The organism is Halosimplex pelagicum (assembly GCF_013415905.1).
Classification (GTDB): Archaea; Halobacteriota; Halobacteria; order Halobacteriales; family Haloarculaceae; genus Halosimplex; species Halosimplex pelagicum.
This window is the reverse complement of sequence record NZ_CP058909.1, coordinates 4114405-4134761: the sequence shown is the minus strand read 5'-3', so window position 1 is coordinate 4134761 and position 20357 is coordinate 4114405. Positions and strand designations below refer to the sequence as shown.

The following is a 20357-nucleotide window of genomic DNA, read 5'->3' as shown; positions in this document are numbered from 1 at the left end:
AAGGCGTTATCCGGCGGTGTCCGTGTCCACTTCCTCGTAGGTCTCGTTGACGCGGCTGACGGCCCGGTGGACCGGCAGGGTGATCCCGGCCTTCCGCATCACGAGCGCCAGCGGCAGCAGCAGGATGCCGGCGAACAGGGTCAACTGGTACAGTGCGAACACGGTTGCACGGTTCAGGGTGGAACGCATCGTGGTATGCTCTCTTCCCATCGGTCGGAGTACATAAGCCTTCTCCCCGACACCGGGTACCCGATAATGGATCGTGACGGTGTACCCCGCCGCAGTCCTGCGATTAAACTCAGGTTGTCCCGGGAACAACCGAATCGGTTTTCGTCTCCGTTTTCGAGTAAGGGGTCGCTTGGTGACTGCGGGAATCCTCATAAGTTATGGCCACGTTTGCGGTTACGTGCGCAGGGCGCTGGGCGGGTCGAGCGGTCGGTTTCGCGGGTCGGGCGGCGCGGTCGCAGGGGCGAGAGCTATCGCGACGGGATCAAAAACAGGATTACGGAGTAAGGCGGAGATGCGTGTATGAACTACATCGTAGTGATGGAAGCGGCCTGGTTGGTTCACGACGTGGACAACATCGACGACGCCATCGGCGTCGCCATCAGCGAGGCGGGCAAACGCCTCAACCAGAAGGACATGGACTACGTCGAGGTGGGCGTGGGCTCGACGAACTGTCCGGCCTGCGCCGAGCCGTTCGACTCGGCGTACATCGCCGCCGACACCGCCCTGGTGGGCCTGGTGCTGGAGATGGAAGTGTTCAACGCCGAGAGCGAGGAACACGCCCAGCGCATCGCCAAGAGCGACGTGGGCGGCGCCCTGCGCGACGTGCCGCTCGACGTCATCGACACCATCGAGACCGAGAGCGACGAGGAGAACTGACCTTTCTCACCGCGCCGCCAGCCGCGTCCCCGTCTCGGCGCTGACCAAGAGATCCGCCACCCGATCGGCCGCGTCGGTCACTTCCGGCTCGCTCTTCAGCAGCACCGTCTCGCTCGGGAAGAGGTGTTCGCCGACTTCGAGGCCGTGTTCCCGGGCGGTCCCGCCGGAGACGGTCAGGTAGACGCCGATACCCGTCTCGGCGATCGCGGCCTCTTCCTCCTCGTGGTCGTCGGTGGGATAGGTGAACTCGATCCCGTCGGTCGCCGCGGTGCCGAGGACGCCCTCGACGAGCCGCTCGTAGCGCGGTGAGATACACAAGTCGCCCTCGTAGGCGTCGACCAGCTCCCGGGTGGGGTCGGCGTCGTACTCGGCGGCGACCTCGGGGGTGACCAGCAGCGAGTGCCAGACGGTGTCGCCGAGCCCGGCGACGAGCCGCACGTCGGTGTCCCGCGGGTCGACGCGCTCGTTGACGTCGCCGAGTTCCGCCAGCGGCTCCTCGCGGAGTTCGACGACCTCTTCGAGGAAGAGGTCGGCGCTGTCGAAGCCGAGCGGCATCTCGTGTTTCCGGAGCGCGCGGAACGGCTCCTCGCGACCGACCAGCCGCAGTTGCAGGTCCTCGTCGACCGGGACGGTGGCGCTGTCGAAGACGATCCGGCGAGGCATCCCCGAGCGGTCGTCGCGGACGAGCGTGTACTCCGGTGCATGCGGGTCCTCGTCGTCGCTGTAGGCCGCGAGCCGTTCGTACACGTCGCCGGTCGCCGACTGCTCGCCCTTGGTGACTGCCTTCTCGTAGCGCAGGGTCGAGATCACGTCGTCGGCCAGGCCGGCGACGCCCGTCTCGTCGGCGAGTCTGTCGAGGACCGCTTCGAGCGGGCGTCCCTTCCGCGGCACCGCGACGCTGACGGTCGTCATTGCCAAGGGGCACGCAAGCGGCGCGTAAAACGAGTCCGATCTCCGCGGCGTCCGTCGCCCGTACCGTCACCCTCCCCGGCGAGCTTCGGGCCGCAGACCCGTCCGCTCAGCTCCCGCCGATGACCGAGGAGAGCTGCTCGCGCCACTCCTTGAGCTCCTCGATCTCGTCGTTGATGTCCTCGATGTCCGAGCGCACGTCCTCGACGTCGATGTCGCCGACCTGCTCCTCGAGGTCGTCGAGGTCGCCCTCGACCTCGTCGACGGTGCCCTCGACGGACTCGACCTCGCTCTGGACGGTGTCCACGTCGCTCTGGACGGCTTCGACGTCGTCGAGCACCTCGTCCATGTCCGACTGGAGCGCCTCCATCGACGACTCGACCGAGGCGACGGTCTCCTCGACCCCCGAGATCGACTCCTCGTGGCCCGAGGCCATCTCGCGGACCTCCTCCAGTTCGGACTCGAAGGACTTGACCTGGTCGCGGAACTCCTCGATCATCTCGTCGCCCGTGCCGTTCTCGTCGAGGAACTCCTCCAGCGCGCCCGTGTACGCGAGCAGGTCCGACACCTCGGTCTGGAGGTGCTGGATGCGCGCGTCGACGCTGCCGCCGTTGTCGTCGGCCAGGTCGAACGCCTTCCGCAGCAGCTTCACGTCCTCGGCGTCGACGTTCTGGTTGCGGATCTCGGCGGCCAGCGCGCCGACCAGCGAGTCCACGTCCGCGTCCTCGACGGCGACCGTGCCGCCCGAGGAGCCACCGGACTCGTCGCCGTCGCCGCCGCCCGACGCCGGCTCTCCCGGCTCGTTCGGGTCCTTGAGGTTCAGCGTCTCCACATCCTCGTCTGCTCCGTCAGCGTCGTCGTCCTCTTCGAGCCCCGGCACGTCCCCGTCGCCGGAGATCACGTCGCGCACCACGTCGCTGCTGCCCTCGTCGACGACGGGGCCGTCGCCCTCGTCCAGCGGCGGGTCGACCGACTCGATGGTCGGCGTCGTGAGGAACTGCTCGACGTTGTCGGTCCCGGTCGCCCGGATGCCGTAGACGGTCGTGTACTCCGCGCCCGCCTCCAGCTCCCGCTCGAAGGTGATCTGGTCCTCGTCGATCGTCCAGTACTCGGAGCCGTACTCCGGGTGAAAGCCCAGGTCCTCGACCGCCACGTCCTCGGGCACCCGGTCGACCAGCGTCACCGTCACCGTCTCCGAGCGCGCCGACTGGATCTCGAAGGCGATCGCCGGCACCGGGAACTCGTCCTCCTCGAACCGCTTGTCCACCGTCACCCCGTCCGACGAGACGGACACTTTTTCGTACTGCTGTGAGTCGCTCATGTGTTCCCTCTCGTTTAGGGACCAACTTAATGATACTTATTGTCCGGAATACGTCATCTCGCCTCAGCGGAAGGAACGCGCGGTATTTCGGGCGAAAAGTGGTCGTTCGTTCGGCGGTCCCGGCGACGCCGCGGGCGGCCCGAGACCCGCCCCGGCGGCCGCCTCAGAGGTCGAAGCGGTCGCCGATCTCGACGATCCGCAGGTTCTCGGGGTACTCGAAGCTCGCGGCGTGGTTGTGCAGCACGGTCGGCTCGGTCGTCATGCCCTTCCACATGTCCCAGTGGGTCGGCACGAGCGTGTCCAGCTGGAGTTCGTTGGCGGCGTCGATCACCATGTTCTCGTCGCTGTACCACTGGGTGCGAACGTCCTCGCCGGTCTCCTTGTCCGGGATGTTCCCGACGGCGCCGAACGCCAGGACCCCCACGTCGATGTCGTACTCCTCGCCCACCTGCTCGAACTCGCCGGGGCGGGCGTCGCCGCCGTGGAAGAAGGTGCCGGCCTCGTGCTCGAAGACCAGCGAGACCGGGTGGATGGCGTCCGGATCGTTCGCGGGCTCGACGTGGACCGTCAGCTCGCCGAGTTCGACCGTGTCGCCCTCCTCGATCTCGTGGAGTTGCTCGTCGCTCACGTCCCAGTTGCCGGTCCAGTCCTCCTCCTCGATCACGTCGTGGCCGGCGTCGGCCGTGTAGTAGTCCGCGCCCGTGTTGGCGAGGATGGGCGCCTGGCTCGGGCCGTGGACGTGGTCGACGTGCTCGTGGGTGCCGAACATCGCGTCGGCCTCGGCCACGTCCTCGGGGTCGAACGGGACGGGGATCATCCGCAGGGTCCGCGGCGGGTCGCCGAGACCGAGGTACGGGTCGACGAAGACGGTCGTGCCGTCGCTGGCCTTGAGGATGAAGCCGTTACAGCCGAGATACCATATCGCGAGGGTGTCCGGCGACGCCGATTCCACTGCCCGGGGGAGCCAGTCGCCCCAGTCGCTGCTTCCGACTGTCATGGCTCACCCTGCTCGTACCAGCGGCTAAGGTATTGTGCTTTGCCGACGGAGAAGTCCGAGCCGGCCGGTCGCGGCGCCGCGGCGTCAGTCCTCGCAGCAGCCGCCGGCCTTGCCGCCGAAGTCCACCGTCAGCGGCTCGGAGATGATCTCGTTGAGCTCCTGGAGGCGCAGTTCGAGCTCGCTCTGGAGTTCGAGGTACTCCGACATCTTCGGGTGGTCGTGGAGCTCCTCCTGGGCGTCCTGCAGCGTCCGGAGGTCCTCCTGGGTGGCCTCGTTGGTCTGGCGCGCGAGCATGAACTCCTCTCGGATCTGTTCGAACTCCCGGATCTGATCCTGGAGGTCCTCGTCGGCCTCGACTTCCGCTTTGGCCTCCCGGTAGCGCTCGTAGAGCGGCATGTCCGCGATCCGCTCGCCGAGTTCGCGGGCGAGCGCGTCGACCTCCTCGCCGGCCTCCGCGTTCGCCGCGTCGGTCTCGATGCTCATTCTACTCCCCGTTGGTACCTCGCGGGTTTCAAACTGCCGACTCCGGGCGCCGGTGGGCGTTCCGACCGACCGATCGCCGGCCGAGCGGACGCCGGCCGAGCAGTCACCGTCCCGCGCGGTCGTCGGCGTCGAGCGGCCGGAACCCCAGCCGGCGACGGACGCGGTCGCGGAACGCCGCCGCCGCGGCGACCGGGTAGGCCACCGCGAGCGCGCCGGCGCGAGCGACGACCGTCGAGGGGAGCGTCACGTCGGCCGACCGGAGCAGGGCGAGCCCGGCCAGCCCCGCGGCGCCGCTGGCGACGTACAGCGCGACCACGAAGACGGTCAGTCGGCGATAGGACCAGTCGCCGGCGACGAACGGGTAGCTCCCGCCGACGGCGACGACGACCGCCGCGGTCTGAGGTGGCCCTGCGAACAGCGTGGCGTCGGCGGCCAGCGCGTAGGCGACCGTGAACGCGGGAGCGAGCGCAAGATAGAGGCCGGCGGACGCCAGCAGGAAATCGACCGTCGCGTACGCCCACGTGCGGAGGGACATGTCCGGCACTGAGCGCGCGAACGGCAAAGCTTCGGCGACTGCGGGTAGTCGGAACGGCGACATCGGGCCGGGGGCGGACCTCGCCGACGCTACCCGAGCAACAGCGCGTCGAGCGCGACGTTTGCGACCCCGAACGCGATCCAGAAGGCCGCGAACGCGAGGATGAACGGGTTCAGTCCGTCCCGCTGTTCGCGGTCGGCCTGTCGGAGCGGCCGACCGTGCCAGGTGTCCGGCAAGCGGTCGTCCATCGCGAAAAAGCGGGTGCGAACGGCCAACCGGGTGACCGCGACCGCGCAGCCGGCCGCGACCGCGAACGAGACGGCGGCCACGACCGCCGTCCGGAGGACCGTCGAGAGTGGGACCATCGTCGGTCGAAACTACTCCCGGGAGGTCGATAAGTGTGGCGCGCCCGACAGCACGTCCGACCGCCGGGACGGGCCGTGAGTCGCCGAGCCCGACGGGACTGGCTGGTGTCCGAGGGCTTTTCCGGCGTCGGGTCGAAGCGTGGGTATGGTCTCAGAACTGGTCGTCGGTGGGCTGCTCGCGACGCTCGTGTTCGGCTTCCTCCGATTTCAGGACCGCATCGTCTCGGCGCTGACCCGCGCTCGCGGCGGCGACGAGCGGATCGTCGTCGAGGACCCCTGACCGGCCGCCGCTTCGATCTCACGGCGGTTCGCTCTCGCGTGTCACCACCCGCCCAGCCGCGGGATCGTCGCCCGCCGACGGGACCGCCGGGGACCGCGGACGTTTTACCCTCCGAGCCGATACGACTGCCCAATGAGCCAGGATTCGCGCGGCGAGGCCGACGACGCGCCTCGCACCGAGGGCGACCTCACCAAGACGGGGATGTCGCTGCGCCACGACCGCGAGTGGGACTACGAACTCGACCGCATCGTCGACGCCGTCGAAGAACGGGGCGCCGAGACCGTCGGCCTGCAGTTCCCCGAGGGACTCAAGCGCCGCGGCCCGCGCGTCGCCGACGACCTCCGCAGCGAACTGCCCGACGACGTGAGCGTCATGATGTCGGGCCAGCCCTGCTACGGCGCCTGCGACCTGGACACCTACCTGATGCGCCGGACGGACGTGTTCGTCCACTTCGGGCACAGCCCGATGAAGGAGTCGGACAAGATCATCTACGTCCCGCTGTTCTCCAACGTCGACGTCTTCCCGATCATGGAGCGGGCGGCCGACGAACAGCTCTCGCCGGCCGAGGAGGACCCCGACGTGGGCCTCGTGACGACCGCCCAGCACATGAACAAGTTCGACGAGATGCGCTCGTGGCTCGAAGAGCGCGGCTACACCGTCCACACCCGCAAGGGCGACGACCGACTCACCCACGAGGGACAGGTCCTCGGGTGTAACTACGCCAGCGCGGACGTGGACGCCGACCAGATGCTCTACGTCGGCGGCGGGAAGTTCCACCCGCTCGGCCTCGCGATGGAGCACCCCGACAAGAAAGTCGTCATCGCCGACCCCGTCAACAACGCCGTCTCCGTCGCGGACACGGAGAAGTTCATGAAACAGCGCTACGGCGCGGTCCACCGCGCGATGGACGCCGAGGAGTGGGGCGTCATCTTCTGCACCAAGATCGGTCAGGGCCGCTGGGACCAGGCCCAGGAGATCGTCGAGAACAACGAGAACGCCTACCTCATCACGATGGACGAGGTGACGCCCGACCGCCTGACCAACTTCGGGCTGGACGCCTACGTCAACACGGGCTGTCCGCGCATCACCACCGACGACGGCCCGCAGTTCAAACAGCCGATGCTCACCCCCCAGGAGTACCGCATCGCCATCGGCGAGGAACCGCTGGAGGACCTCGCGTTCGACACGTTCCACGGCACCTGGTAGTCCGAGAGGACACCTGGGAGACGGATCGGACACCGAGAACCGCGAGCGCACACCTGTCGGTAGTCGGAACAGTTATTGCGGGCCCCGTGAAACCCGGCTGACATCGATGGGAACGGGCACGGGACGGACGACGACGGGGGCGGAGCCGCTGTGGATCGTCGGGGTCGGCGGGGTCGACAGGGCGACGCTGGAAACGGTCGCCGAGGGCGCCGCGGAGACGATCCCGGTCGACGCGCGGATTCACCCTGGAGACGTGCCGCTGTCGGGCTTCGACGGCACGCACGCGGAGGGGCTGTATCACGGGTTGGAACTCGCCGACTACGCCCGCGACCGGAGCGGCCGCGACCGGGTCCTGGCCGTCACCGACGAGACGATCGTCAAGCCGCGCGTCGAGCGGGCGTTCGGGCTCGCCTGGCGGCACGGCTCGAAGGCGATCGTCTCGACCGCGGACCTCGGCGACCGCGGCGATCCGGCGTTCGAGGACCGCCTGCGGACGGTCACGTCCCAGCACGTCGGCTACCTCGTCGGGATGGACGCCTGCGACGACGAGACCTGCCTCTTCCACGTCGCCGACGACGCGCGGGAGTTCGACCGCATCGGCCCCGACCCCTGCGAGTCGTGTCGCGAGGAGTTGCTGGGTCGCAGTTCGCCGCTCGTTCCCGACGGCGACTGGTCGCTCGACGGCGGGGCGGTGTCCGGGCCGTCCGAGCGCGGGGGCGGGACCGGCGAGTCGTCGCCGCTCGAGGTCGTCGCCCTCGGCGACCCGGACGACGCCGCGGTCGAGGCGGCGGTCGACGCCGTCGAGACGCACCTGCCGTTCGACGCGACCGTCGCGTCGGAGCCGGTCGCGCTCTCCGCGCTCCCCGACGACGCCTACGACGACGCTCGCGAGCAGTACGACGCCGTGGCGGTCCTCGACGCGCTCGACGGAGCGGTCGGCACGGAACCGACCCTCGCCGTCACCGACGCCGATCTCTTCGCGAATCGGCGGAACTACGTCTTCGGCGTCGGGGGGATCGGCGGCTCGACGGCCCTGTTCTCGACGTTTCGGCTTGCCGAAGACGCGGATATCCCGGCGTCCGAAGCCGACCGCGACCGCGAGACGCGCGTCCGCAAGCAGGCGGTCACGCAGGCCGGTCGGCTCCTGGGCGCCGAGAAGTGCAGCGACAAGCGGTGTCCGTTCTCCTCCTCGCCGACCGTTCGGGAACTGGACATCGCCGACGAAGCCCCCTGTGACGACTGCGCGGCGACGCTCGCGGGTCGTTCCTGGCCGGTGCCCGACGAGGTGATCCGGTCGGACGACGACGGGGGCGATTCGGGGCGAGCGGAGACGGGTTCGGACACCGACGGCGGGGGCCCCGAGCGCGACCCGGACCCCGAACCGCCGGGCGAGCAGAGCCGGGTCGACTACCTCTGGAAGAGTCTGGTCCACGACCTGACAAACACCGCGCAGTTCACCGGGTTCGTCGTCGGGTTCGGCGTCTCGCTTTTCGTCGCGTTCGTCGCGCTCGGGACCGCGCTGGAGGCCGTCGCCGGACCGATCGACGGGCAGTCCGCGCAGGTGATCTGGCTGCTGTTCGCGGTCTCGCTGCTCGCGGCGTGGTACCTCTACAAGCTGCTCAAGTGGGGCGTCCTGTCGCTGGGGCGGGCCGCCGTCGGTGGACTGCGGTCGGCGACGGAGTGACCGGCCGCTCCGACTCCCGTTCACGCGCCGGGTCCACCGCTCACGCGCCGAGGAACACCTGCGCGATGCCGGTCAGCCAGAGGAACGCGGCCAGCGAGACGGTCCCGACGAGGACGCCGACGGCGCCGTCCTTCGCGAGCGCGAACCGGCGCTCGCGCAGCAGGGCGTCGGGGTCGCGGTCCGAGGCGAACGCGAGCCCGTCGCGGTCGGTCAACACCAGCGGCTTCCCCTCGTCGCCCTCCCGGTCGTCGTCGACCTCGACGGTGCCGTACACGTAGACCTCGTCGCCGGGACAGAGGTATTCGGCCTCGTACGTGCGCTCCTCGCCGGCGGACAGCTCGCCGAGACCCCACTCGCGCTCGAAGCGCCACAGCTCCTCGTCGGGGGTGCGGTAGCTCTCGCGGTTCTCCGTCCACGAGCGCTCGTCGGAGACGTGCAAGTCGAAGACCGCGTCTTCGACCCGGATCGACCCCTCGTCGGTCGTCACGTCGAAAGTCCGGACGCGCGAGCGGTCGACCGGCGTCGTCGACTGGCTGTTCTCGAAGTCGGTGACGGTCAGGTCGTAGGCGACGGCGGCCTCGCAGCCGTAGATGTCGGTCTCCGGGCCGGCGACGGGTTCGACCTCGCCGCGGATCGCGGCGGGGCCGACGGCCACCGAGTCGAGCGAGGCGACGGGCGTCGTCCGGATGGCGCGGGCCTCCTCGAAGCGGTCGAAGCCGACCAGCAGGGAGCCGATCCCCCAGAGCACGCCGACGCCCGTCAGGAGGACGACCCCCGCGTAGGCGACGTAGCCGAAGACCATCACTCGGCCCGCTGGAGGCGGTCGCTCACGGAGAACTCGCCTTTGGCGGCCTCCTCGGCCTCGAACTGGTCGCGCGGTTCGTAGCCGCGGCGGGCGGCGACGTAGCGCTCGGGCACCTTCTCCAGCAGGGCGTTGTACCGGCGGACGGCGTCGTTGTAGTACTCCCGGCGGTTCTCCAGACGCTGCTCCACGTCCTGCAGCGAGTCGCGCACGTCCGCGAACTTCTCGTCGGTCCGCAGCTCGGGCATCTCCTCGGCCAGCGAGTAGAACTCCTGGATCGAGTCGCGGATCTCCGCCTCGGCGATGGCCGCCTGGTCGGGCGAGTTGGCCTCGATCGCCGCTTCGCGGGCCGCGACGACGCCCGCGAGCACGTCCCGCTCGTGATCCATGTACTCGCCGGCGATCTCGACGAGGTTGCCCACCTCGTCGTGGCGGCGCTGGAGCAACACCTCGACGTTGCTCCAGGCCGTCTCGCAGTTCTCCCGCGCGTCGACGAGGTGGTCGTGCGCCCGGCGGAGATACGACAGCACCAGCCAGCCCGCGAGGACGACCGCGAACCCCCCGACCACGAACACGTACAGCGCCATACGTTACGTGCTCACGCATCTGATATTTAACCGCTACGGACGGTTCCGCGCGGATCGCGACCTTCGGCGGCGCTCGAGCAGTGCTATCACCGGCGATAATTGCGACCACAGACGTTTACGTTCGTCCGTGGATCACCGCGTATGCCTGGAGATACATCCGTCGCGCGGCGACCGCCGGACGCGAGGTCGCTCGCCCGTCGGGAGGGCCGCCGGTGAGCGGCGTCGACTTCGACTCGACCACGTACGTCAGACCGCTGGTGGAAGCGGACGAGGCGGTCACCGTCCGCTGTCTCCACCCCGACGAGGCGACCGCGGCGGCCGTGGCCGAGGGGCTGGAAGCGTCGACCGACTCGGTGAGCGCGCGCGCCGCGTCGTCCGTCGACGAGGCGCTCGACGGGCTCGGGACCGACGCCGTCGACTGCGTCGTCAGTGCGTACGCGTTCCCCGACACGGACGGGCTCGCCGTCCTCGAGCGGGTCCGCGCGATAGACGACGGGCTCCCGTTCGTCCTGCTGACCGACGAGGGGAGCGAGCGGGTCGCCGCCGCGGCCGTCAACGCGGGCGCGGACGGCTACGTCACGTACGAGGGGGAGCCGGACGAGGCGACGTTCGCGGCGGTGAACGACCGGCTCGCCACCGCCGTCGACGACTACCGAACCTACCGGCGCCTCGAGGAGACGACGGATCTGCTCTTTCGGCTGACCGAGTACACCAACGACGCGCTGTGGATGTTCTCGGGCGACTGGTCGGAGACCGTCATCATCAACTCGGCCTACGAGGCCCTGTGGGACCGCTCGGTCGCTGACCTCATCGACGAACCCGGCGACTTCCTCGAGGGGATCCGTCCCGAAGACCGCGAGCGAGTCACGGAGAAGATGGCCGTCCTCTCCGCCGGCGAATCGGCCGACCTGGAGTTCCAGGTCCGGACCGACGAGGGAGAGAGCGGTCGCTGGATCAGCGTCCACGCCGAGCCGGTCTTCGACGACGACGGGTCGGTCGCCTACGTCGCGGGGTTCTCGCGGGACGTCTCCGAACTCAAACAGCGCGAGGTGCGGCTCCGGGACCTCGCCGAAGCGACGCGACAGCTGCCCCACGCCCGGTCCGAGCGGGAGGTCGCTGAAATCGTCGTCGACATCGTGGACTCGGTGATCGGCTGTCCGGTCACCGCGTACTGGTCGTACGACGCGGACGACGAGCGGCTCGAACCGATAGCCGCCTCCGAAAGCGCGCTCGACGTGGCGGGCGTGTCGGACACGGAGTCTCTCCCGGCCATCGAGGCGGGCCACGACGAGATGGCCCTCTATCGAGCGGGCGAACCGACCGTCGTTCCGGAGTACGACGCCCTCTCGAACCCGTCGGCCCCCGGTGCCGATCTGGAGACGCTCATGCTGGTCCCGGTCGGCGACCGCGGGCTGTTGAACGTCGGTCACCCCGACTCGACCGAGTTCGACGAGTTCGAGCGCACGATGGTCGAGATGATCGAGCAAGCGACTATCGACGCCCTCGAACGCGTCGAGCGCGAGGCGGAACTCGAGCGCCAGCGAACGGAGCTCCAGCGGTCCAACGAGAGCCTCCAGCAGTTCGCCTACGTCGCCTCGCACGACCTGCAGGAGCCCCTACGGATGGTGTCGAGTTACGTCTCCCTGCTCGAAGAGGAGTACGGGGACAGTTTCGACGAGGACGGCGAACTGTACATGGAGTACGCCGTCGACGGCGCGACCCGGATGCAGGCGATGATCGACGCGCTCCTCCAGTACTCCCGGGTCACGACACAGGGCGACGAGCTGACGGAGACCGACGCCGGGGCCGTCTTCGAGGAGACGGTCCGGAGTCTGGAGCTGTTGGTCGAGGAGCGCGAGGCCACCGTCGAGGGCGACGACCTGCCGGCCGTCACCGTCGACCGCGAGCAGCTCGGACAGCTGTTCCAGAACCTCGTCGAGAACGCGCTCCATTACGGCGGCGACCAGCCGACCGTCACGGTCGACGCCGAGCGCGAGGACGACCGGGTCCACTTCACCGTCGCCGACGACGGCCCGGGTATCGAAGCCGACCAGCACGACCGCATCTTCGAGATATTCAAGCAGAACAGCAGTCGCTCCGAGAGCACCGGGATCGGACTGGCGATGTGCAAACGCATCGTCAACCGCCACGGCGGCGAGATCTGGGTGGAGTCCGAACCCGGCGACGGCGCGGCGTTCCACTTCACGATGCCGGCCGGAGACGAAGCCGTTCAGGAGACCCACGCATGACCCACGAAGCCACGACACACACCGACCGACGGAGGACCGAGGACCGACCGACCCAGCGGACGGGAGCTCAGCGATGAACAACGACCAGGCCGAACCGGTCGAGATACTCCTCGCGGAGGACAACCCCGGCGACGTGACGCTGACGCGGAAGGCGCTCGAACGGGGAAGCATCATCAACAACCTCCACGTCGTCAACGACGGCGTCGAGGCGCTTTCCTACCTCCGTCAGGAGGGCGAGTACGCGGACGAGCCTCGGCCCGACCTCGTCCTCCTCGACCTCAACATGCCGCGGAAGGACGGGAGAGACGTGCTGGAAGAGATCAAGACGGACGAGCACCTCAGACGGATCCCGGTCGTCGTCATGACCAGTTCCGAGGCCGAGGAGGACATCGTCCAGTCGTACGACCTGCACGCGAACGCGTATCTGACCAAGCCGATAGACTTCGACGGGTTCCTCGACATCGTCAAGCGCATCGAGGACTTCTGGCTGACCGTCGTCAGGATGCCCCCGGAGTAATGAAGCAGACCGTTCACGCGCTACTCGTCGAGGACAATCCGGGGGACGCGAAACTCGTCGAGCACTACCTCGACAACCCCTCCGTCCAGGCGTTCCTCGACGAGGTCACACTGACGCACGTGGAGACGCTCCCGGCCGCCGAGGCGGCGCTGACCGAGAGCCACTACGACGTGCTCCTGCTCGACCTCGGCCTCGAACAGTCCGAGGGGTTAGAGACGCTTTGCCTGGCCTCTGAGTTCGACTCCGACGTGCCGATCATCGTGCTCACGGGCCTCGAGAACACGGACATCGCCGTCGAGGCGATCCAGTCGGGCGCCCAGGACTACCTCCCGAAAGGCGAACTCGACGGCGACAGGCTGGTGCGAGCGCTCCGCTACGCCATCGACCGCCACGAACAGGAGCAGACGCTCACGCGCCGCAACGAACAACTGGACTTCTTCAACAGCGTCCTCCGCCACGACATGATGAACGGGTTCAACGTCATCATGGCGCGGGCGGACATGCTCCGGACCGACCTCGACGACCCGGAACACGTCGCTCACGCCGAGAACATCCACGACTGGAGCGTCAAGATCACCGACCTGAGCGAGAAGGTCAGGTCCATCCTCGACTCCGTGGCCGACGACGGTGACGCGGCGCTCGAACCGGTCGCGCTCGATCCGCTCGTGACCGCCGAGGCCGAACGGGTCGACGCCATGGCCGACAGAGTCGACGTCGATGTCGACGTCCCGGAGGGGACGACCGTCCTCGCCAACGACCTGTTCGAGGACGTGGTCGCGAACCTCCTCACCAACGCGGTGGAACACTCGGATACGACGACCAGCGTCCGCGTCAGCGTGGACGACGGCGGACCGACCGTGTCGCTTCGCGTCGCCGACGACGGGCCGGGCGTCCCCCCCGGCGACCAGGCCGACATCTTCGAACGCGGCGGCAAGGGCGACGCCTCGACGGGCACCGGATTCGGCCTCTTCTTCGTCTCCTCGATGGTCGAGTCCTACGGCGGGTCCGTCCGCGCCGAGGAGAGCGACCGCGGCGGCGCCGCCTTCGTCCTCGAACTCCCCCGGGCCTGACGCCGCGGGACCGCGACTCGCACTGGAATTACTCTAGTGCATTCACAAACGTTTTTGCATACGCGGTAGAAATTGTCGAGGGATGACCGACACGACGCGACGCGCGAGCGGTCGGGGGAACCGCGAGGTGAGACCGTGAGCACGAAGACTCGACTGGCCCAGCAGCTCGGCGTGGTCGCGGGCTTCGAGGACCCGCGGGTGGACCTGGAGCAGTACCGGACGCCGCCGGACATCGCGGCGCACCTGATCCACACCGCGGACCTGCAGGGGGACATCGAGGGTCGGACGGTCGTGGACCTGGGCACCGGGACGGGGATGCTGGCGCTCGGCGCCGTGCTGCGCGGGCCGAAACGGGTCGTCGGCGTCGACCTCGACCCCGGCCCGCTGGCGACGGCGCGGGCCAACGAGCGCCGCGTCGCGGCCGCCGCGGACGTCGAGTGGGTGCGGGCGGACGCGACCGCGGTCCCGATCTGTCCCGACGGACCGACAACGGTCGTGATGAACCCGCCCTTTGGCGCCCAGTCGGGCAACGAGCACGCCGACCGGGGCTTCCTCGCGACGGCCGCCGCGGTCGGCGACGTGTCCTACTCGGTCCACAACGCCGGCAGCGAGGCGTTCGTCGAGTCGTTCGCCGCCGACAACGGCGGCCGCGTCACCCACGCTTTCGCCGCCGAACTCGACCTGCCGCGGCAGTTTGACTTCCACGAGTCCGACTCTCAGACGGTCGACGTGGAGGTCTTCCGGATCGCCTGGGACGGCGGCGACACCGACGACGCTGACGACCACGCCGCTGACGCTGACGCCGGCGCGGAGTGACCGCCGGGGCGTCGCGGCTGCCGCCGTTCAGCCCTGCTGTGCCCGCGGGACGGTCTTGCTGGCGACCTGCACCCTCGTTCGGTTGCTCGTCGCGACCAGGTCCCGGCCGGTCCGGTTGAGCCGTAGCCCGCCGATCGTCGTCCCGTTCGACGGCGCGGGGACCGGCGCCCGGCCCAGCACCGACCCGTTGGTCGAGACGACGGCCTCGAACCCGCCGTCGACGGGGGCGATCGAGACGTTGCGGCCGTCGATCGTCGGCCGAGCGCGCCGCGGGTCGGTCGCGTAGGCGAGGCGCTCCCGCTCGCCCGCCTCGCGGAGCGACACCTTGTACACCGAGCCGTTGCCGACCAGCGACCACCCCTCGCGGTCGGCGTACACGGTCTCGCGCCAGCCCAGTCCGCCCACGCGAACGCGTCCCCACCCCTGGAAGGCCAGCCGGCTCTTCGAGACCGCTTCGAGCCAGATCCGCCGCTGCTCGCTGAGGACGACCACGCCGCTGGATCGGATCGTCTGTGAATCGCCGTAGAGGTACTCGTTGACCAGCGAGACGTACTGGTTGGGCTCGTTCTCGACGTACGTGACCGTGTAGTCGCGGACCTCGACGGTGGCGGTGTCCGCGGGGAGTTCCCCCGAGACGGTCGAGAAGCCGAACGGGACCGCGAACGACGAGAGCACGACCAGCCCGACCGCGAGGGCGGCGACCGACCCGTCGGGTCCGGGCCAGCGGAACGACCGCCCCTCCAGCCGGGGGACGAGCGAGCGGTTCGACGCGGAGACGGCGGTCGCGACGAGCGCCGCGGCGAGGAAGACGGTCCCGACGCCCACCGCGCGGAAGAGGGCGAACCGGTTGGCGCCCAGCGGCGCGTAGATCGCCCACAGCGACTGGCGGATGCCCAGCACCAGCGCCGCGAACCACAGATACAGCGGGTTCGGGTACTCCTCGCGGACGGCGAGGACGCCGATCCCGAGCAGGACGCCCGCCAGGATACCGATCGCGTGGCCCTGGATGGCGATGTCGGCCCACCACGGCGAGGAGAAGCCCGGGCCGGGCTCGCGGGTGATGTAGGGGTTGCGCAGGCTCCGGTAGAGCAGGTCGACGACGCGCTCGGAGACCAGCGCGAGCACCGCCAGCATCGGCCGCGTCACCATCGCGAACCCGATGTAGGCGTAGACGACGCCGGAGAAGCCGACGACCGGCCCCATCGAGAAGAAGCCGGTGAACACCCCGACCGCGACGGAACCGACTGGGACAGCCAGGAGGCGGACGAACGGGTTCGTGCGCAGCGACGAGAACGACTCCGAGCCGCGGTCGGTGGGGTAGTGGCCGAGGTAGTACTCGACGACCGGCGCGAACAGGACCGTTCCCAGCAGGTTGCCGGTGATGTGACCGACGCCGTTGTGGGCGAAGCCGGCGGCGAGGACGCCGAGCGGGTAGAAGTACGACCACGACCGGAAGGGGATCACGAGCGGGCTGTTGGGGCGGGCCCAGCCGCCCTGGAGAACCCAGTAGACGAGCAGGACGCCGAAGACGGTCAGCAGCGTCCCCCAGGGGACGCCGAGGACGAACCGCGCGCGCAGGCGGTCGCCCCAGCGCTCGCCGGGGACGAGCCGGCGCAGGACGGCGACCGAGCCGACGACGGCGAGGACGAGGAAGATCTGCTGCCAGGGGGCCAGCGCGCGGACGGCCTCGACGGCTTCGGCGACCGACTCGGGCGACGACTGCAACATGCCCGCCACAAAGGGGGCCGGTTAGTTATCCCTGGCGGCGCCGCTGTCCCCCGGTCGGGCGGTGCGGCGTCACGTCGGCGCTCGCCCGGTGTGAACGTGCCGGACGCCCGGGAGCGTCCCGCTCGCGGGAGGGATCGAGCCGCAGGATTTTCGGGGGTCGATGCCGTTGTGTCGGGTAATGGGAGTTCGGCCACCGTCGAACGACGTGGACGAGGAACCGGACGTCGTCGAGTTCGGCATCGCGGCACTCGACGCGCGACTGGCCGACGCGGACGTGGGCTTCCCCGCGACAGCGGCGGAGTTGCGCGACACCTTCGGCGACGCGACCGTCCCGTACGACGCCGCCGGCAACGAGATGCCCGTCGCCGAGGCGCTGGCCGAGACGGATCGGGAGTCGTTCGACTCCGAGGACGACCTGCTCAACGCCTTGCACCCCGTCTTCGAGCGCGAGCGCCAGGCCGCCTCGACGAGCATCGTCAAACAGCTCCGCGGGCTCGTCCCGTTCTGAGCCGGCAGCGCGCGGGCGCGCCGCTCAGCCCCGCCGCTCGGGCGCCGACGCTTCCTGCCCGGGCGGGGACCCCTCGGGCCGGTCGCCCGCGGCCCCGTCGGCGGCGTTCGCGCTCTCGGACTCGTCGACGCGAGTGGCGCCCCGCGTGCGGTCCTCGCTGAGCCGCTGCGTGAGGTCCTCGAGCTGGCGGGTCTGTTCGCGGTTGACCGTGACGATCATGTCCGAGAGGACGCCGAACATCAGCAGCTGGACGCCGAAGATGATCGCCAGGCCGCCGAGGAAGGCGAGGACCTCGTGTGAGATGTTGGCCGTGATCCACTCGACGGCGACGTACGACCCGAGGACGAGGCCGACGACCAGACTGGCGGTGCCGACGCTTCCGAAGTAGAAGAGGGGGTTGTTCGTCTTGGCCATCTTGTACAGCGTCAGGATGATGTCGGCGCCGTCGCGGAACGGCCGGAGGTTCGTCTCCGAGTCGTCGGGCCGGGCCAGATAGCGGATCGGCACGACCTCCGTCCGGACGTTGTGTTTGACGCACTCGACGGCCATCTCCGTCTCGATGCCGAAGTGATCCTCCGTCAGCGAGAGCCGGTCGATGCTGTCGCGAGTCAGCGCCCGGTAGCCGCTGAGGATGTCCTGGTAGTCGCGCCCGTGGATGACCGAGAACGCCCGGTTGATGACGCCGTTGCCGAACCGGTTGAGCCGCGTCATCGCGCCGTCCTCCATGTCGGCGAAGCGGTCACCGATGACGTGGTCGGCCCGTCCCTCGAAGATCGGTTCGAGCATCGCCGCGGCGTCCTCGGCCCGGTAGGTCTGGTCGCCGTCGAGCATGAGCACGACCGGGGCGTCGGTCAGTTCGAACCCCTCCTGCAGGGCCTGGCCTTTCCCCTCCGAACCGCGTTGCTGGACGACGCGTGCGCCCTTCTCCTCGGCGATCGACTGCGTGCCGTCGGTCGACCCGCCGTCGATCACGAGGATGTCGTCGAACCCCTCGGCCGCGAACGACTCGACGACCGGTCCGATCGTCTCGGACTCGTTCAGCGTGGGGACCAGCACGCAGACGTCGTCGTAATCCATCGTCCCCGCTTTGACGCTCCGGGAGAAAAAGGTTCCCCGTTGGGCTCGCCCCGGACCGACGGGAACGCGGCGGCCGGGACCCGCGGACCGAGGTTCGACGCCGCGGACGGCGCTCGGCGGTCAGTCGTCGGCGCGCTCCTCGCTCAGGTGTTCCCAGATCTCGGTGCAGCCACAGCCGTCGGCCACGTCGTCGAGGTGGGCGTCCTCGCGGGCCTCGGCCCCGACCGACTCCTCGTCGACCCGGTTGTCGTCCGTGCCAGCGTCGGCCGCGTCGCCGTCCGCGTTATCGAGCTCGACCATAGTTACTCAACTTGTGAGTAACTCACGACGGCGAGGGGTAAGTACCTTTCGGGGGCGTTTTAAGCCCGGGCGGCGAACGCAGGGGTAACATGAGCGGCGAGGGGAGCGCGGTCTTCGACCGGCTGGGGTTGACCGAGTACGAGGAGACGGCGCTGCGGGAGCTGCTCTCGCTCGGGAAGACGACGGCACCGAACCTCGCGGAGGCGACGGACATCCCGAAGGCGCGGATCTACGGCGTCCTCGAGTCGCTGTCGGACCGCGGGTTCGTCGAGGTCATCCCGGGGCGGCCCAAGGAGTACCAGCCCAAACCCCCCGAGGCGATCCTCGACCGCGCCGTCGAGAACCACCGCCAGGACTACGAGACCTTCGCCGCCGCGATCGACGACCTGCGCGAGGAGTTCCTCGCGGAGTTCCGGCCCCGCTACGAGCGGGCGAGCGAGGACGTGACGCCCACCGAGGAGCTGTTCCACGTCGTCGACGTGGGCGAACCCAGCGAGCGCGAGACGCGGCGGCTCTACCACGACGCCACCGACGAGGTCAACGTCGTCACCAAGAGCTTCGAGTACTTCGACTCCGTCGAGCCCGCCTTCGCCGACGCCCTCGACCGGGGCGTCGAGATCTCCGTCGTGATGCTCGTCCCGGAGTTCCTCTCGACGGACCCGCGCGACGAGCCCGCCATCCAGCGGGGGATCGTCGAGCGGATCCGCGAGGACTACCCCTCGGTCGAGATCCGTTTCTCCACCGGGAAGCTCCCCTTCCGCGGCAACGTCGCCGACCCGAGCCTCGACTACGAGACCGGCTCGGCCATCCTCCTCGTCGAGGAGGAGGACGTGCCCAACCACATGCGCCAGGCCGCGATCACCGACAACGCCTCGTTCGTCGCCGGCCTGAAGCGCTACTTCGACCTCATCTGGGACCACGAGAGCGACAACGCGTACCCGGACGTAGGGTGAGTGGACGCGCCGGAGATAGCCGCCAGCAGCTACGACATCGGAAGACTACTAACGGAGGCAGCGGCGAGCTCCGTCGAACTGACACCGCGGCGAAAGGGAATCTTCATGAGGAGTCCCTCGGAACTGACCCCTGATTACGGTGAGTCGAGTCCAATGATCGCAGACGAGTCGGTCGCCCTCGGCGTTCCGGTCTACGAGCGGACCGAGAAGCTCCGGAACCTCCTCGAATCGGCCGAATCCGTCCCCATCGACACCATCTATGTCGCGGACAACGGGCACATTGACGAACGGCGGGAGCTTTACGACACCGACTTCGAATTCGACCTCGTCGCCATCGATGTCGAGTACGACTCCGGGTTGGGGAACTGCCGCCGGAGCATCGTCGACCGGCTTGACGAGGACTACCTCGTCATCGCCGACAGCGACCACACGGTACCGGAGAACGTGACGACCCTCGTCGACCAGCTCCGGGCGCGCCCCGAGTTCGGTGGTGTCTGCGGGCTACTATTCGAACACGATGGGCTCCGCGGGACTTGCCACGACCTCTACGAGCGGGGTGACATTCTCGTCCGAGACATCCGGGGCAAGGAAGCCGACCTCGTGGCGGGTCAACCGCTCGTCGAGTTTGACTTCCTCCAGAACGTCGCGGCCTTCCGCCGCGAGTGCGTCGAGGAGTACGCCTGGGACCCGCAGCTCCAGCAGGGCAAGCCCCACCTCGACTTCTATGTCGGCCACAAGCGCCGGACCGACTGGCGATTCGGCTGCTGTCCGGCGGTGCAGTTTCCACACTACCCGGGAGGCGGGAGCTCCTACACCGCCAACCGAAACAAGCGCGAACGGCTGATGGACGCCCGCGAGTACTTTCTCGACAAGTGGCGATACCGCCAGATCGTCTACGGCCAGCTCGAGTGGCTGGAGACACAGGACCGGCTCCCTTCGGACGGCCGCGTCGCCGAACTACTCGCCAAGCGGGCGATAACGCGGCTCCCCGTCGAACTGCAGGCGAGAGTCACCGACGCGCGACAGTTCGTCCGCAAGCTACAGGGCCGGCCGCCGCTGTAGAACACCGCCGACGGCTCCGACCG

Annotated in this window: 23 protein-coding genes; 11 read left to right on the top strand and 12 right to left on the bottom strand. The window is 69.0% G+C overall.

Annotated elements, in window-relative coordinates; translation table 11 throughout:
- Window positions 1-6 precede the first annotated feature (6 nt).
- Window positions 7-189, bottom strand: a complete 183-nt coding sequence (locus HZS54_RS20625; protein ID WP_179918958.1) for a hypothetical protein — start codon at window positions 187-189, stop codon at window positions 7-9.
- Window positions 190-528: 339 nt separating this feature from the next.
- Here HZS54_RS20625 and HZS54_RS20620 point away from each other — a divergent pair, with 339 nt between their 5' ends.
- Window positions 529-885 (top strand): DUF555 domain-containing protein, encoded by a 357-nt coding sequence (locus HZS54_RS20620; protein ID WP_179918957.1) that lies wholly within the window; start codon window positions 529-531, stop codon window positions 883-885.
- Between the two features lie 6 nt (window positions 886-891).
- Here HZS54_RS20620 and HZS54_RS20615 read toward each other — a convergent pair whose 3' ends face one another.
- From HZS54_RS20615 to HZS54_RS20590, 6 genes are all read right to left on the bottom strand, one after another.
- Entirely contained in the window at window positions 892-1797 is a 906-nt protein-coding gene (locus HZS54_RS20615; RefSeq protein ID WP_179918955.1) for a phosphoribosyltransferase HisG-related protein, read from the bottom strand.
- A 106-nt stretch (window positions 1798-1903) separates the two neighbouring features.
- Window positions 1904-3115, bottom strand: a complete 1212-nt coding sequence (locus tag HZS54_RS20610) for a coiled-coil domain-containing protein (protein ID WP_179918954.1) — start codon at window positions 3113-3115, stop codon at window positions 1904-1906.
- 163 nt (window positions 3116-3278) lie between these two features.
- Window positions 3279-4112 carry an MBL fold metallo-hydrolase gene (locus HZS54_RS20605; protein ID WP_179918952.1) on the bottom strand — a complete coding sequence of 278 codons (834 nt, stop codon included), beginning with the start codon at window positions 4110-4112 and terminating at the stop codon, window positions 3279-3281.
- Between the two features lie 84 nt (window positions 4113-4196).
- Window positions 4197-4595, bottom strand: a complete 399-nt coding sequence (locus HZS54_RS20600) for a YlbF/YmcA family competence regulator (RefSeq protein WP_179918951.1) — start codon at window positions 4593-4595, stop codon at window positions 4197-4199.
- 103 nt (window positions 4596-4698) lie between these two features.
- Window positions 4699-5130 carry a hypothetical protein gene (locus tag HZS54_RS20595; RefSeq protein ID WP_179918950.1) on the bottom strand — a complete coding sequence of 144 codons (432 nt, stop codon included), beginning with the start codon at window positions 5128-5130 and terminating at the stop codon, window positions 4699-4701.
- An 89-nt stretch (window positions 5131-5219) separates the two neighbouring features.
- On the bottom strand, window positions 5220-5495 hold the full coding sequence (locus tag HZS54_RS20590; RefSeq protein ID WP_179918948.1) for a hypothetical protein: 276 nt from the start codon (window positions 5493-5495) through the stop codon (window positions 5220-5222).
- 145 nt (window positions 5496-5640) lie between these two features.
- Here HZS54_RS20590 and HZS54_RS26515 point away from each other — a divergent pair, with 145 nt between their 5' ends.
- From HZS54_RS26515 to HZS54_RS20580, 3 genes are all read left to right on the top strand, one after another.
- Window positions 5641-5775: a hypothetical protein gene (locus HZS54_RS26515; RefSeq protein WP_281377721.1), complete on the top strand. Its 135-nt coding sequence runs from the start codon at window positions 5641-5643 to the stop codon at window positions 5773-5775.
- Window positions 5776-5907: 132 nt separating this feature from the next.
- Window positions 5908-6981, top strand: coding sequence for a diphthamide biosynthesis enzyme Dph2 (gene dph2, locus HZS54_RS20585; protein WP_179918946.1), 1074 nt, complete (start codon window positions 5908-5910; stop codon window positions 6979-6981).
- 106 nt (window positions 6982-7087) lie between these two features.
- The gene (locus HZS54_RS20580; RefSeq protein WP_179918944.1) at window positions 7088-8665 is read left to right on the top strand and encodes a zinc metalloprotease; all 1578 of its coding nucleotides are present in this window, start codon (window positions 7088-7090) and stop codon (window positions 8663-8665) included.
- A gap of 40 nt (window positions 8666-8705) precedes the next feature.
- Here HZS54_RS20580 and HZS54_RS20575 read toward each other — a convergent pair whose 3' ends face one another.
- The gene (locus tag HZS54_RS20575) at window positions 8706-9467 is read right to left on the bottom strand and encodes a hypothetical protein (protein WP_179918942.1); all 762 of its coding nucleotides are present in this window, start codon (window positions 9465-9467) and stop codon (window positions 8706-8708) included.
- Window positions 9467-10054 carry a LemA family protein gene (locus tag HZS54_RS20570; protein ID WP_179918940.1) on the bottom strand — a complete coding sequence of 196 codons (588 nt, stop codon included), beginning with the start codon at window positions 10052-10054 and terminating at the stop codon, window positions 9467-9469. Before HZS54_RS20570 ends, HZS54_RS20575 begins: the two co-directional genes overlap by 1 nt.
- A 212-nt stretch (window positions 10055-10266) precedes the next feature.
- On the opposite strand from HZS54_RS20570, the gene HZS54_RS20565 reads away from it, so the two are divergent.
- The 4 genes from HZS54_RS20565 to HZS54_RS20550 all read left to right on the top strand — a co-directional run bounded on the left by HZS54_RS20565 (window position 10267) and on the right by HZS54_RS20550 (window position 14706).
- A complete protein-coding gene (locus HZS54_RS20565; protein WP_179918939.1) occupies window positions 10267-12303 on the top strand; it encodes an ATP-binding protein in 2037 nt (678 codons plus the stop codon).
- A gap of 73 nt (window positions 12304-12376) precedes the next feature.
- Window positions 12377-12820 carry a response regulator gene (locus HZS54_RS20560; protein WP_179918937.1) on the top strand — a complete coding sequence of 148 codons (444 nt, stop codon included), beginning with the start codon at window positions 12377-12379 and terminating at the stop codon, window positions 12818-12820.
- Complete coding sequence (locus HZS54_RS20555) at window positions 12820-13890, top strand: hybrid sensor histidine kinase/response regulator (protein ID WP_179918935.1); 1071 nt, start codon at window positions 12820-12822, stop codon at window positions 13888-13890. Before HZS54_RS20560 ends, HZS54_RS20555 begins: the two co-directional genes overlap by 1 nt.
- A gap of 135 nt (window positions 13891-14025) precedes the next feature.
- The gene (locus tag HZS54_RS20550) at window positions 14026-14706 is read left to right on the top strand and encodes an METTL5 family protein (protein WP_179918933.1); all 681 of its coding nucleotides are present in this window, start codon (window positions 14026-14028) and stop codon (window positions 14704-14706) included.
- A 27-nt stretch (window positions 14707-14733) separates the two neighbouring features.
- Here HZS54_RS20550 and HZS54_RS20545 read toward each other — a convergent pair whose 3' ends face one another.
- Entirely contained in the window at window positions 14734-16434 is a 1701-nt protein-coding gene (locus HZS54_RS20545; RefSeq protein ID WP_179918931.1) for a rhomboid family intramembrane serine protease, read from the bottom strand.
- A 178-nt stretch (window positions 16435-16612) separates the two neighbouring features.
- On the opposite strand from HZS54_RS20545, the gene HZS54_RS20540 reads away from it, so the two are divergent.
- Window positions 16613-16942: a DUF5789 family protein gene (locus tag HZS54_RS20540; RefSeq protein ID WP_179918930.1), complete on the top strand. Its 330-nt coding sequence runs from the start codon at window positions 16613-16615 to the stop codon at window positions 16940-16942.
- A 24-nt stretch (window positions 16943-16966) separates the two neighbouring features.
- On the opposite strand, the gene aglJ is transcribed toward HZS54_RS20540, so the two are convergent.
- Entirely contained in the window at window positions 16967-18019 is a 1053-nt protein-coding gene (gene aglJ / locus HZS54_RS20535; protein ID WP_179918928.1) for an S-layer glycoprotein N-glycosyltransferase AglJ, read from the bottom strand.
- A 120-nt stretch (window positions 18020-18139) separates the two neighbouring features.
- Window positions 18140-18319 carry a hypothetical protein gene (locus HZS54_RS20530; protein ID WP_179918926.1) on the bottom strand — a complete coding sequence of 60 codons (180 nt, stop codon included), beginning with the start codon at window positions 18317-18319 and terminating at the stop codon, window positions 18140-18142.
- 89 nt (window positions 18320-18408) lie between these two features.
- Between HZS54_RS20530 and HZS54_RS20525 the strand changes: the two genes are divergently transcribed.
- Window positions 18409-19272, top strand: a complete 864-nt coding sequence (locus HZS54_RS20525) for a TrmB family transcriptional regulator (RefSeq protein WP_179918924.1) — start codon at window positions 18409-18411, stop codon at window positions 19270-19272.
- A 153-nt stretch (window positions 19273-19425) separates the two neighbouring features.
- Window positions 19426-20334, top strand: coding sequence for a glycosyltransferase family 2 protein (locus HZS54_RS20520; protein ID WP_179918922.1), 909 nt, complete (start codon window positions 19426-19428; stop codon window positions 20332-20334).
- Window positions 20335-20357: the final 23 nt, after the last annotated feature.